The organism is Pseudomonas sp. URMO17WK12:I6, assembly GCF_003253625.1.
Taxonomy (GTDB): domain Bacteria; phylum Pseudomonadota; class Gammaproteobacteria; order Pseudomonadales; family Pseudomonadaceae; genus Aquipseudomonas.
This window is the reverse complement of record NZ_QKYZ01000009.1, coordinates 117,081-129,552: the sequence shown is the minus strand read 5'-3', so window position 1 is coordinate 129,552 and position 12,472 is coordinate 117,081. Positions and strand designations below refer to the sequence as shown.

General features: G+C 60.2%; 11 protein-coding genes. 10 read left to right on the top strand and 1 reads right to left on the bottom strand.

The genetic code is table 11. The annotated features are described in order from the left end of the window. Position 1: 1 nt before the first annotated feature. Complete coding sequence (flhB, locus tag F475_RS17890; RefSeq protein ID WP_018925055.1) at positions 2-1,141, top strand: flagellar biosynthesis protein FlhB; 1,140 nt, start codon at positions 2-4, stop codon at positions 1,139-1,141. Positions 1,142-1,189: 48 nt separating this feature from the next. Here flhB and F475_RS30480 read toward each other — a convergent pair whose 3' ends face one another. Next, the gene (locus tag F475_RS30480) at positions 1,190-1,339 is read right to left on the bottom strand and encodes a hypothetical protein (protein ID WP_018925056.1); all 150 of its coding nucleotides are present in this window, start codon (positions 1,337-1,339) and stop codon (positions 1,190-1,192) included. A 393-nt stretch (positions 1,340-1,732) separates the two neighbouring features. Between F475_RS30480 and flhA the strand changes: the two genes are divergently transcribed. The 9 genes from flhA (at position 1,733) to F475_RS17840 (ending at position 12,457) form a co-directional block, all read left to right on the top strand. After that, on the top strand, positions 1,733-3,862 hold the full coding sequence (gene flhA / locus F475_RS17880; RefSeq protein WP_007938653.1) for a flagellar biosynthesis protein FlhA: 2,130 nt from the start codon (positions 1,733-1,735) through the stop codon (positions 3,860-3,862). A gap of 11 nt (positions 3,863-3,873) precedes the next feature. Next, the gene (gene flhF, locus F475_RS17875; protein ID WP_018925058.1) at positions 3,874-5,199 is read left to right on the top strand and encodes a flagellar biosynthesis protein FlhF; all 1,326 of its coding nucleotides are present in this window, start codon (positions 3,874-3,876) and stop codon (positions 5,197-5,199) included. A 116-nt stretch (positions 5,200-5,315) separates the two neighbouring features. Beyond that, a complete protein-coding gene (gene fleN / locus F475_RS17870) occupies positions 5,316-6,146 on the top strand; it encodes a flagellar synthesis regulator FleN (protein WP_003222917.1) in 831 nt (276 codons plus the stop codon). Further along, positions 6,143-6,883, top strand: coding sequence for an RNA polymerase sigma factor FliA (fliA, locus tag F475_RS17865; RefSeq protein ID WP_018925059.1), 741 nt, complete (start codon positions 6,143-6,145; stop codon positions 6,881-6,883). Before fleN ends, fliA begins: the two co-directional genes overlap by 4 nt. A 167-nt stretch (positions 6,884-7,050) precedes the next feature. Next, positions 7,051-7,422 (top strand): chemotaxis response regulator CheY, encoded by a 372-nt coding sequence (locus F475_RS17860; RefSeq protein ID WP_167331167.1) that lies wholly within the window; start codon positions 7,051-7,053, stop codon positions 7,420-7,422. Positions 7,423-7,443: 21 nt separating this feature from the next. Next, positions 7,444-8,232, top strand: a complete 789-nt coding sequence (locus F475_RS17855) for a protein phosphatase CheZ (RefSeq protein WP_018925061.1) — start codon at positions 7,444-7,446, stop codon at positions 8,230-8,232. Positions 8,233-8,269: 37 nt separating this feature from the next. Continuing rightward, positions 8,270-10,537, top strand: a complete 2,268-nt coding sequence (locus tag F475_RS17850; protein ID WP_111454392.1) for a chemotaxis protein CheA — start codon at positions 8,270-8,272, stop codon at positions 10,535-10,537. Between the two features lie 49 nt (positions 10,538-10,586). Further along, positions 10,587-11,717 (top strand): chemotaxis response regulator protein-glutamate methylesterase, encoded by a 1,131-nt coding sequence (locus F475_RS17845; protein ID WP_018925063.1) that lies wholly within the window; start codon positions 10,587-10,589, stop codon positions 11,715-11,717. Then, the gene (locus tag F475_RS17840) at positions 11,717-12,457 is read left to right on the top strand and encodes a flagellar motor protein (RefSeq protein ID WP_018925064.1); all 741 of its coding nucleotides are present in this window, start codon (positions 11,717-11,719) and stop codon (positions 12,455-12,457) included. Before F475_RS17845 ends, F475_RS17840 begins: the two co-directional genes overlap by 1 nt. Positions 12,458-12,472: the final 15 nt, after the last annotated feature.

The following is a 12,472-nucleotide window of genomic DNA, read 5'->3' as shown; positions in this document are numbered from 1 at the left end:
CATGGCTGAGAGCGAAAGCGGTCAGGACAAAACAGAAGACCCCACGGAGAAACGCAAAAAGGACTCCCGTGAGAAGGGTGAGATTGCGCGCTCCAAGGAGCTCAACACCCTGGCGGTCATGCTCGCCGGCGCCGGTGGGCTGCTGATTTTTGGTGGCGCCCTGGCCCAGGATTTGATGGAGCTGATGCGCATGAACTTCTCGCTCTCGCGAGAGGTGATTCTGGATCAGCGCTCCATGGCGACTTATCTGCTGCATTCGGGACAGATCGCCTTGTTCGCGATTCAGCCGGTGATGATCACCTTGCTGCTGGCCGCGCTGATCGGCCCGATTTCCCTGGGGGGCTGGCTGTTTGCGGCTGGCTCTATGGCGCCCAAGTTCAGTCGCATGAATCCAGCCGCAGGGCTGAAACGAATGTTCTCGGCCAAGGCGCTGGTGGAGCTGCTCAAGGCTCTGGCGAAGTTTTTCATCGTGTTGTTCGTGGCGTTGGCGGTCTTGTCGTCGGACATCGACGATCTGCTGCGCATCGCTCATGAGCCGTTGGACATGGCGATCATTCACAGCCTGCAAGTGGTCGGCTGGAGCACCTTGTGGATGGCTTGCGGGCTGATCATCATCGCGGCGGTCGACGTGCCGGTGCAGCTCTGGGAAAGCCACAATAAGCTGCTGATGACCAAGCAGGAAGTGCGTGACGAGCACAAGGATCAGGAGGGGCGGCCGGAGGTCAAACAGCGCATTCGCCAGTTGCAGCGCGAGATGTCGCAGCGGCGAATGATGGCCGCGATCCCCGACGCCGACGTGGTCATCACCAACCCGACCCACTACGCCGTGGCGCTCAAGTACGATCCGGAGAAGGGTGGTGCGCCGATGCTGATCGCCAAGGGTAGCGACTTCCTGGCCTTGAAGATCCGCGAAATCGCCGTGGCCAACCAAGTGCAGTTACTCGAATCGCCCGCCCTGGCGCGTTCGATTTACTACTCCACGGAACTGGATCAGGAAATTCCAGGCGGGCTGTATCTGGCGGTGGCTCAGGTATTGGCGTACGTCTACCAGATCCGCCAGTACCGCGCGGGCAAGGGCAAACGTCCGGATCCGCTGAAAGATGATTTGCCGATTCCGCCGGATCTGCGACGCGATTCCTGATCGGGTCTACGGTTCTGAAATCAAAAAGATCGCCGCCTTCGACAGCGCCTACGGGCGCTGATGCCGCCTCTTGGCTTTTTCATTGCCGGGCTCTTTCGCGATACTGTTTTCCTGTTTCTTTCTGTCGTCCTGTTGCTTGGGCGCAACCAGATCGAAGCCTTTGGCATCGTTGAATGACTTGACCGCTTTCTTGGGCATGATCGCTGCTCCGGCGCTTGGTATTACCAACGCTGATGATCACCATCCAATACCCATAAGGCCGTTTTGGCTACTATCAAAACTTACGGCTGTGCAGGTCTTTGGACGAATGGTGGGGCAGTGAACTTGAGCGATGTCATGTCCCGCCTCTGATCCACCTTGTTCGTAGCAGCTGCCGAGCTTGCGAGGCTGCGTTCGAGGACGCAGTCCTCGCACAGGATTTGCGACTGCTGCGCAGCCGAACGCAGCCTCGCGCAGCTCGGCAGCTGCTACCCCGGGCTCAACAAATCTATCTATTTCCCTCCTTGGCAAAAGTTGGAAGGCTTCTTGCAATAGCCGCCCTGCGCCTGCTTCAGGCGTCAAAAGTTTGCTTTAAAGGAACGGGGAAAACCGGTGGATCGCTCTCAGTTAATCAACAGTGCCCGCACAAACGTCGCCGACCTCAGTCGGGGCAATCTGGGCGTGCCGCTGTTGCTGCTGGTCATGCTGGCCATGATGATGTTGCCGGTGCCGCCGTTCCTGCTGGACGTGTTTTTCACCTTCAACATTGCCTTGTCCATCGTCGTGTTGCTGGTCTGCGTGTACGCCTTGCGGCCGCTGGATTTTGCGGTGTTCCCGACCATTCTGCTGGTGGCGACATTGCTGCGACTGGCGCTGAACGTGGCCTCCACGCGGGTGGTGATGCTCCACGGTCAGGACGGCCATGCCGCCGCCGGTAAGGTGATCCAGGCCTTCGGTGAAGTGGTGATCGGCGGTAACTACGTGGTCGGTATCGTGGTCTTCGCGATTTTGATGATCATCAACTTCGTCGTGGTAACCAAGGGCGCCGGGCGGATTTCCGAGGTGAGCGCGCGTTTCACCCTCGACGCGATGCCCGGTAAACAGATGGCGATCGACGCCGACTTGAACGCCGGCCTGATCGATCAGAACCAGGCGAAACTGCGCCGGATGGAAGTCGCCCAGGAGGCCGAGTTCTACGGTTCCATGGACGGTGCCAGCAAGTTCGTGCGCGGTGACGCCATCGCTGGTCTGCTGATTCTGTTCATCAACCTGATCGGCGGCATGGCGGTGGGTATCTTCCAGCACGGCATGAGCTTTGGTGATGCCGGCAAGGTTTATGCGCTGTTGACCATCGGTGACGGTTTGGTGGCGCAATTGCCATCACTGCTGTTGTCGACCGCTGCCGCGATCATGGTGACCCGTGCTTCCGGCTCGGAAGACATGGGTAAACAAATCAATCGTCAGATGTTCGCCTCGCCGAAAGCCTTGGCGGTGGCCGCAGGCTTGATGGCGGTGATGGGCCTGGTGCCCGGCATGCCACACGTCTCCTTTCTGTCCATGGCAGCCCTGGCGGCCGGTGGCGCTTACCTGTTCTGGAAGAAGCAGAACGCGGTCAAGGTTCAGGCCCTGCAAGAGGTCAAGCGTCAGCAGGAGTTGCTGCCGTCACCGGCCCGGGCTCAGGAAACCAAGGAGCTTGGCTGGGATGACGTGACGCCGATCGACATGATTGGCCTGGAAGTGGGCTACCGCCTGATTCCGCTGGTGGATCGCAACCAGGGTGGGCAGTTGCTGGCGCGGATCAAGGGGGTGCGTAAAAAGCTCTCCCAGGACCTGGGCTTCCTGATGCCGACTGTGCATATCCGTGACAACCTCGACCTGGCGCCTAGCGCCTATCGCCTGACCCTGATGGGCGTGATCCTGGCTGAAGCGGAGATTTACCCGGAGCGCGAACTGGCGATCAACCCGGGTCAGGTCTACGGCACGCTCAATGGCATCACCGCCAAAGATCCGGCTTTTGGCCTGGAAGCGGTGTGGATCGAAATCAGCCAGCGTGCCCAGGCGCAATCCCTCGGTTACACCGTGGTCGATGCCAGTACGGTGGTGGCGACCCACTTGAACCAGATTCTGTACAAGCACTCCAGCGAGCTGATCGGCCACGAAGAAGTCCAGCAACTCATGCAATTGCTGGCCAAAAGCTCACCGAAGCTGGCCGAAGAGCTGGTGCCGGGGGTGGTTTCGCTGTCGCAACTGCTCAAAGTCTTGCAGGCGTTGCTGGCCGAACAGGTGCCGGTGCGGGACATCCGCAGCATCGCCGAAGCCATCGCGAACAACGCCGCCAAGAGTCAAGATACCGCCGCTTTGGTGGCCGCAGTGCGCGTCGGCGTATCCCGTGCAATCGTGCAAAGCATTGTAGGCACTGAGTCGGAGCTGCCTGTGATCACCTTGGAACCAAGGTTGGAACAAATATTGCTCAATAGTCTTCAGAAGGCAGGACAAGGCTCGGAAGAGGGTGTTCTGCTGGAGCCAAGCATGGCGGAAAAACTGCAACGCTCGTTGATCGATGCGGCGCAGCGTCAGGAAATGCAAGGTCAGCCGGTGATTCTGCTGGTGGCCGGTCCGGTTCGCGCGATGCTCTCGCGATTCGGTCGGCTGGCAGTGCCGGGTTTGCACGTGTTGGCTTACCAGGAAATTCCTGACAACAAGCAAGTGACCATCGTTGCGACAGTAGGGCCCAACGGCTGAGGTAGTGGTTTATGCAAGTTAAGCGTTTTTTCGCCGCCGATATGCGTCAGGCCATGAAACTGGTTCGTGATGAGCTGGGCGCTGATGCCGCCATCATTGGCAATCGCCGGATCGCCGGCGGTGTCGAGCTGACGGCTGCCCTGGATTACAAATTGTCGGCGCTGGCCCCGCGTGTTCCGAACATGGAACTCGAGGATGAGCTGCGCAAGACCCAGTCGCGGATCGTCACCGCCCAGGCCGAACTGAGCCTGCGCGGCGATGGCGAGAGCGACAAGACCACCAATCGCCAGTTGTTTGCCGGCCTGCCGTTGACCGCCGCCGAACCGCTGATCGAACCGGCGCTCGCCGAACCTCGGCGTCCGGCCCCCGCGCCTGCTGCGGCGACCGGTGTCGATCCGCGCGCATTCGATTCGATGCGTTTCGAGCTCAACAGCCTGCGTGAGCTGATGGAAGTGCAGCTTGGCTCGCTGGCCTGGAATCAGCTGCAAGGCAGCCGTCCGGCCCAGGCCAACCTCTGGCGTCGCCTGCAACGCATCGGCCTGTCCGGCCCGTTGTCGCGCGATCTGCTGGCACTGATTACCGACATTGAAGAGCCTCGTCAGGCCTGGCGCATGTTGCTCGCGCACCTGGCGCGGATGATCGCCACCCCGGAAGTCGAGCCACTGGAAGAGGGCGGTGTGATTGCCATGGTCGGTCCGGCCGGCATGGGCAAGACCACCACGCTGGCCAAGCTTGCGGCCCGTTACGTGCTCAAGTACGGCGCGCAGAACATCGCGCTGGTGAGCATGGACAGCTATCGCATTGGTGCCCAGGAACAGCTCAAGACGCTGGGCCGGATCCTTAACGTGTCGGTGACCCACGTCGATCCGGGTCAATCCCTGGTGCAGGCGCTGGAGCCCTTGCTGCGCAAACGCGTGGTGCTGATCGATACCGCCGGCCTTCAGGCCAGCGATCCGGCACTGCGGATGCAGCTCGAAAGCCTGGCCGGGCGCGGCATCAAATCAAAAAATTATCTGGTCCTGGCAACCACCAGCCAGAAACAGGTTCTAACTGCCGCTTATCACAGTTACAAACGCTGCGGCCTCGCCGGCTGCATCCTGACTAAACTGGATGAAACGGCAAGTCTGGGCGAGGTGTTGAGCCTGGCGATCAGTCATGAGTTGCCGGTGGCTTACCTGACCGATGGTCCACGGATTCCGGATGATTTGCATCTGCCACGTCGTCATCAGTTGGTCAGCCGCGCCGTTAGCGTACAAATGCAGGAAGAACCCAGCGAAGAAGCCATGGCTGACATGTTCGCTGATATTTACCACAGCCCGACCAAGCAGGTTGGCTGAGGTGTTAATGAACATTTTTTGTACCTACATCGATGGTCTGCCATGCATTGTTCCGATGGTGAACGCGCAGCCAGTAATGTGGCCTCCGTCTAAGTAAGACAAGGTAAAGAAATAACATGGGCAGCATGCATCCCGTACAGGTGATCGCGGTGACCGGCGGCAAAGGTGGCGTCGGGAAGACTAACGTGTCAGTGAACTTGTCCCTGGCTCTAGCTGAGCTCGGCCGGCGCGTCATGCTGCTGGATGCCGATCTGGGGCTGGCGAACGTCGACGTTCTGTTGGGACTGACACCCAAACGCACGCTGGCCGACGTGATCGAAGGCCGCTGTGAGCTGCGCGACGTGCTGTTGCAAGGGCCTGGCGGTATCCGCATCGTCCCGGCCGCCTCCGGCACCCAGAGCATGGTTCATCTGAGCCCGGCCCAGCATGCCGGCCTGATCCAGGCGTTCAGTGATATCGGCGACAACCTCGACGTATTGGTGATCGACACCGCTGCGGGCATTGGTGACTCGGTAGTCAGCTTCGTGCGCGCCGCGCAGGAAGTCTTGCTGGTGGTGTGCGACGAACCGACCTCGATCACCGACGCCTACGCGCTGATCAAACTGCTTAACCGCGACTACGGCATGAACCGCTTCCGCGTCCTGGCCAACATGGCGCAGAGCCCGCAGGAAGGCCGCAACCTGTTCGCCAAGTTGACCAAGGTCACGGATCGCTTCCTCGACGTCGCCTTACAATACGTCGGCGCAGTGCCTTACGACGAAAGCGTACGCAAGGCCGTGCAGAAGCAACGCGCGGTGTATGAAGCCTTTCCGCGTTCCAAGTGCGCCCTGGCGTTCAAGGCCATTGCGCAGAAAGTCGATACCTGGCCACTGCCGGCCAACCCTCGTGGACATCTGGAGTTTTTCGTCGAGCGCCTCGTGCAACAAACGGCAGGACCCGTGCTATGACAGCCAGCGGTTACAACCTCTACAAGCAGTCGGCACGTGACGCGCAGTACGAGCTGATCGAGCGTTACGCGCCACTGGTCAAACGCATTGCCTACCACTTGTTGGCGCGTCTGCCGGCCAGTGTCCAGGTCGAAGACCTGATCCAGGCCGGGATGATCGGCCTGCTTGAAGTATCAACCAAATACGACGCCAGCAAAGGCGCGAGTTTCGAGACGTACGCGGGCATTCGAATCCGCGGCGCGATGCTCGATGAAGTGCGCAAGGGGGACTGGGCGCCACGTTCGGTCCACCGCAATACCCGCATGGTCAGCGACGCGATTCGCTCGATTGAAGCTAAAACCGGCCGTGACGCTAAAGATCACGAAGTTGCGGCCGAACTCCAATTGAGTCTCGACGATTATTACGGGATTTTGAACGACACCCTGGGCAGCCGGTTATTCAGTTTCGACGATCTGTTGCAGGACGGCGAACACGAAGGGCTGCATGAGGATGGCGCGAGTGCTCATCTCGAGCCGTCACGCGATCTGGAAGATGAACGCTTCCAGGCGGCGCTGGCGGACGCGATTGCCAATTTGCCGGAGCGTGAGCGACTGGTGTTGGCGCTGTACTACGACGAAGAGTTGAATCTCAAGGAAATCGGTGAGGTCCTGGGGGTCAGCGAGTCGCGGGTCAGCCAGTTACACAGCCAGTGCGCGGCCCGTTTGCGGGGGCGTTTGGGGGAGTGGCGAGCGCGCTGAAGGCAGTGTGGGGACACTGCGAATGGAGCTGGTGTGGTGTTGAACCGTACCGGTCTCGATCTGTTGTGCTCCAGACAGTCATTGAGTGCTTTGCCGGATTGATTGAAATGGCGCGTCCAGGTGCTGGGCGCGTTTAAGACTGCTTGGAGGTCGAATTGGACAAGAACATGAAAATCCTCATCGTTGATGACTTCTCAACGATGCGGCGGATCATAAAAAACCTGTTGCGTGACCTTGGGTTCACCAACACCGCCGAAGCCGATGACGGGCTGACCGGGTTGCCGATGCTGCAAAGCGGTAACTTCGATTTTCTGGTTACCGACTGGAACATGCCCGGTATGACCGGCATCGACCTGCTTCGTGCGGTGCGCGCCGATGAAAGGCTCAAGCACCTGCCGGTGCTGATGGTGACCGCCGAAGCCAAGCGCGAGCAAATCATCGAAGCGGCCCAGGCCGGTGTTAACGGCTATGTGGTCAAACCCTTCACAGCCCAGGCGTTGAAAGAAAAAATCGAGAAGATTTTCGAACGCATCGGCTGATGTACTGCGCACGGGGGAGCTATGGAGCATAACGAATCTTCACAGGGCGATTTTGAGTCGACCCTGAAAAAACACGCGGTCGAACTGGTCGACAGCCTTGAAAAAGGCAAGTTTGGCGACGCTGTGCAACTGATCCATGAGCTCAACCAGACCCGTGACCGCGGCCTGTATCAGGAAGTGGGCAAGCTCACCCGCGAGCTGCATAGCGCGATCGTCAATTTCCAGATTGACCCGCACATGCCGCAAGCCGAGGAAGTGTCTCAGATCACGGATGCCACCGAGCGCCTGTCCTATGTGGTCAAGCTGACCGAGGCCGCGGCCAACCGCACCATGGACCTGGTGGAAAACGCCACGCCGCTGATCAACAGCCTGAGCGATGAAGCCCAGGCGCTGAGCACGGATTGGGGACGGTTCATGCGTCGCGAAGTCGGGGCTGAAGAGTTCCGCGAACTGGCCCGGCGGGTCGATGGTTTCCTGACACGCAGCAGTGAAGACAACCGCGTCGTGTCGAGCAACCTCAACGACATTCTGCTGGCCCAGGATTACCAGGACCTCACCGGTCAGGTGATCAAGCGTGTGACCCAATTGGTCACCGAAGTTGAAAGCAATCTGCTCAAGCTCGTGCTCATGGCCAGTCACGTAGACCGCTTTGCGGGTATCGAACACGACCGTGAGGCGATGCTTGCTGAAAAAGATCCACAAAAACATCTCTCTCAGGGTGAAGGTCCGCAGATTCATGCCGATAAAAGAGAAGACGTTGTGTCCGGTCAGGACGATGTGGACGATTTGTTATCCAGTCTTGGATTTTAGTTTTCTGGGTTTTTAGACCTGTAGGAGCACCCCCTTAATGAGCTTCGGCGCCGATGAAGAGATCCTTCAGGATTTCCTGGTTGAGGCCGGCGAGATTCTAGAGCAACTGTCCGAGCAGCTGGTCGAGCTGGAAAGCCGACCTGATGATGCGGACTTGCTCAATGCAATTTTTCGCGGTTTTCACACTGTAAAAGGGGGCGCCGGCTTCCTCCAGCTCAACGAGCTGGTGGAGTGCTGTCACATCGCCGAGAACGTGTTCGACATCCTGCGCAAGGGTGAGCGTCGCGTCGACTCGGAACTGATGGACGTGGTTCTCGAAGCGCTGGACGCGGTGAACAGCATGTTCAGCGAAGTCCGCGAACGCAGCCCGATCACGGCTGCCACGCCTGAATTACTCGCGGCGCTGGCCCGTCTGGCCGAGCCGCAAATGGAAGCTGCACCGGCGCCGGTCGCTGAAGTGGTTGAAGCACCGGTCGCCGAAAGCGAATCGGGCGACATTACCGATAACGAATTCGAACAACTGCTGGACTCGCTGAACGCCGCCAAGGCCCAGGCCGAGGCGCCCGTAGCGGCTGCGCAGCCTGTTTCGCAGCCTGCCGCCGATGCAGCCGCCAGTGACGAAATCACCGATGCCGAGTTCGAGTCGTTGCTCGATCAATTGCACGGCAAAGGCCAGTTCGCCGCCGATGCAGTAGCCGCTGCGCCTGCTGCTCCGGCTGCTCCGAAAGCCGCCGGCGACAGCTCCGACATCACCGACGACGAGTTCGAAGCTCTGCTCGACCAGTTGCACGGCAAAGGCAACTTTGCGGTCGATGCGCTGGAATCGGCAATCGCTTCGGCGCCAGCCCCGGCTGCGCCAACCGCCGCTGCGGCCGGTAGCGATCTGATCTCCGATCATGAATTCGAATCGCTGCTCGACGAATTGCATGGCAAGGGCAAGTTCACTGAAGTGGGCACTGCGTCTGCTGTTGCTTCGGTAGCGACTCCGGTTGCCAAGGCACCAGCACCTGTGGCCAAGGCACCCGAGCCAAAAGCCCCCGAGCCCAAAGCAGAAGCACCGAAGCCTGCTGCCGCCGCAGCGCCGGCTCCTGCTCGTGCCCCGGCCGCGCCGCCCGCGGAAAAGCCAACCAGCGAAGCCGAGACCACCGTGCGGGTCGACACCGCGCGTCTCGACGAAATCATGAACATGGTCGGCGAGCTGGTACTGGTTCGTAACCGCCTGGTTCGTCTGGGCCTCAACAGCGGCGACGAAGCCATGTCCAAGGCCGTGTCGAACCTCGATGTGGTCACGGCTGACCTGCAAACCGCGGTCATGAAGACCCGGATGCAACCGATCAAGAAGGTCTTCGGGCGCTTCCCGCGTCTGGTTCGCGACCTGGCTCGCCAGCTCAAGAAAGAGATCAACCTGGAACTGGTCGGCGAAGAAACCGACCTCGACAAGAACCTCGTCGAGGCCCTGGCCGACCCGTTGGTCCACTTGGTGCGCAACTCGGTCGACCACGGTATCGAAGAGCCGGCTGATCGCGAAGCGATGGGCAAGCCTCGCAGCGGCAAAGTGATTCTGTCCGCTGAACAGGAAGGCGACCACATCCTGCTGTCCATCTCCGATGACGGCAAGGGCATGGACGCTGACGTTTTGCGCGGTATCGCCGTGAAAAAAGGTTTGATGGACAAGGATGCGGCGGACCGTCTCAGCGAGTCCGATTGCTTCAACCTGATCTTCGCGCCGGGCTTCTCGACCAAGACCGAGATCTCCGACGTGTCCGGTCGTGGCGTGGGCATGGACGTGGTGAAAACCAAGATCGCTCAACTTAACGGCACCATCAATATCTACTCGACCAAGGGCAAAGGCTCGAAGATCGTCATCAAGGTCCCGTTGACCCTGGCGATCATGCCGACGCTGATGGTCATGCTCGGCAACCAGGCGTTCGCGTTCCCGCTGGTGAACGTCAACGAGATCTTCCACCTCGACCTGTCGCGCACCAACGTGGTGGACGGCCAGGAAGTGGTGATCGTGCGGGACAAGGCGCTGCCCTTGTTCTACCTCAAGCGCTGGCTGGTCAGCTCCGCCGCTCACGAAGAGCAGCGCGAGGGCCATGTGGTGATCCTTTCGGTGGGCACTCAACGGATCGGCTTCGTCGTCGATCAGTTGGTGGGCCAGGAAGAAGTGGTCATCAAGCCATTGGGCAAAATGCTCCAGGGAACCCCGGGCATGTCCGGTGCCACCATCACCGGTGACGGCCGCATTGCTCTGATTCTCGATGTTCCGAGCATGCTCAAGCGTTACGCCGCACGGCGTATTTGATTCTGGGGGAGCGGGGCGTCAGAGCCTCGCCCCGTCTAACGGAGTGTTTATGGTAGTCAAAGTCCTGGTGGTGGACGATTCGGGGTTTTTCCGCCGCCGCGTCTCGGAAATTCTTGCAGCGGATTCAAACATCCAGGTCGTCGGTACGGCGACCAACGGAAAAGAGGCGATCGATCAGGCACTGGCCCTCAAGCCAGACGTGATCACCATGGACTACGAGATGCCAATGATGGATGGCATCACGGCGGTGCGGCACATCATGCAGCGCTGCCCGACCCCGGTGTTGATGTTCTCCTCGCTGACCCACGAAGGCGCCCGGGTCACCCTCGATGCGCTGGACGCCGGCGCGGTGGACTTCCTGCCGAAGAATTTCGAAGACATCTCCCGTAACCCGGAGAAGGTCAAGCAACTGCTGTGCGAGAAGATTCTCAGCATCTCGCGCAGTAACCGTCGTGTCAGCGCCTACACCCCTCCGGCACCGGTCGCTGCGCCAGCCCCGACGCCTGCGCCTTCGAGCGTCGGCAGCTACGGCAGCAGCGCGCCTGCGCGTCCGGCACCGGCACCGATTGCGGCGCGCCCCCATGCAGCGGCTCCGTCATCTCCCGCGCCGAAACGCAAAGCCTACAAATTGGTCGCCATCGGTACCTCCACCGGTGGCCCGGTTGCGCTGCAACGGGTTCTGACACAGTTGCCGGCCAACTTCCCGGCACCCATCGTGTTGATCCAGCACATGCCGGCAGCCTTCACCAAGGCCTTCGCCGAGCGCCTGGACAAGCTGTGCCGCATCAGTGTCAAGGAAGCCGAGGATGGCGACATCCTGCGTCCGGGCCTGGCGCTGCTCGCACCCGGTGGCAAGCAGATGATGATCGACGGCCGTGGCGCGGTGAAAATCCTGCCGGGCGACGAGCGTCTGAACTACAAGCCGTGCGTGGACATTACCTTCGGTTCCGCGGCCAAGTCCTACGGCGACAAAGTTCTGGCGGTGGTACTGACCGGCATGGGCGCCGACGGTCGCGAAGGCGCGCGTCTGCTCAAGCAGGGTGGCAGTGCGATCTGGGCCCAGGATGAAGCCAGTTGTGTGATCTACGGCATGCCAATGGCCATCGTCAAAGCCGAACTCGCGGACGCGGTGTACAGCCTCGACGACATCGGTCGGCACCTGGTTGAGGCTTGCATCTGATGGATGTGCTCAGCCTTATCGGGATCATCATGGCGTTCGTCGCCATCATCGGCGGCAACTACCTTGAAGGCGGTCACCTCGGCGCACTGGCCAACGGCCCGGCGGCGTTGATCGTACTCGGTGGCACCATCGGTGCCGCGCTGCTGCAATCGCCGATGAGTGCCTTCAAGCGTGCCATCCAGATTCTCGCCTGGATTCTGTTTCCGCCTCGCGTGGACCTGGCCGGCGGCATTGATCGCGTGGTGAACTGGAGCCTGACCGCTCGCAAGGAAGGTTTGCTCGGGCTGGAAGGGGTGGCCGACGCCGAACCTGACAGCTACTCGCGTAAAGGCCTGCAATTGCTGGTCGACGGTGCCGAGCCGGAAGCGATCCGCAGCATTCTGGAAGTGGATTTCTACACCCAGGAAAGCCGCGACATCGAAGCCGCCAAAGTCTTTGAAAGCATGGGCGGCTACGCGCCGACCATCGGTATCATCGGTGCGGTGATGGGCCTGATCCACGTCATGGGCAACCTGGGCGACCCATCGCAACTGGGCAGTGGCATCGCCGTCGCCTTCGTCGCTACCATCTACGGCGTGGCCAGTGCCAACCTGGTGCTGTTGCCGATTGCCGCCAAGCTCAAGTCCATCGCGTTACGGCAGTCGCGCTATCGCGAAATGTTGCTGGAAGGGATCCTGTCGATCGCCGAAGGTGAAAACCCTCGCTCTATTGAGTTGAAGCTTCAGGGCTTCATGGATTGATGGGGGTAATGGATC

What these genes read in the sequence shown, in the direction of transcription:
- F475_RS17855 (WP_018925061.1), top strand. Translation starts at nt 7,444, where the DNA reads ATGGAGCATAACGAATCTTCACAGGGCGATTTTGAGTCGACCCTGAAA.
- F475_RS17860 (WP_167331167.1), top strand. Translation starts at nt 7,051, where the DNA reads ATGAAAATCCTCATCGTTGATGACTTCTCAACGATGCGGCGGATCATA.
- F475_RS30480 (WP_018925056.1), bottom strand. Translation starts at nt 1,339, where the DNA reads ATGCCCAAGAAAGCGGTCAAGTCATTCAACGATGCCAAAGGCTTCGAT.
- fleN (WP_003222917.1), top strand. Translation starts at nt 5,316, where the DNA reads ATGGGCAGCATGCATCCCGTACAGGTGATCGCGGTGACCGGCGGCAAA.
- F475_RS17840 (WP_018925064.1), top strand. Translation starts at nt 11,717, where the DNA reads ATGGATGTGCTCAGCCTTATCGGGATCATCATGGCGTTCGTCGCCATC.
- flhF (WP_018925058.1), top strand. Translation starts at nt 3,874, where the DNA reads ATGCAAGTTAAGCGTTTTTTCGCCGCCGATATGCGTCAGGCCATGAAA.
- F475_RS17850 (WP_111454392.1), top strand. Translation starts at nt 8,270, where the DNA reads ATGAGCTTCGGCGCCGATGAAGAGATCCTTCAGGATTTCCTGGTTGAG.
- flhB (WP_018925055.1), top strand. Translation starts at nt 2, where the DNA reads ATGGCTGAGAGCGAAAGCGGTCAGGACAAAACAGAAGACCCCACGGAG.
- F475_RS17845 (WP_018925063.1), top strand. Translation starts at nt 10,587, where the DNA reads ATGGTAGTCAAAGTCCTGGTGGTGGACGATTCGGGGTTTTTCCGCCGC.
- fliA (WP_018925059.1), top strand. Translation starts at nt 6,143, where the DNA reads ATGACAGCCAGCGGTTACAACCTCTACAAGCAGTCGGCACGTGACGCG.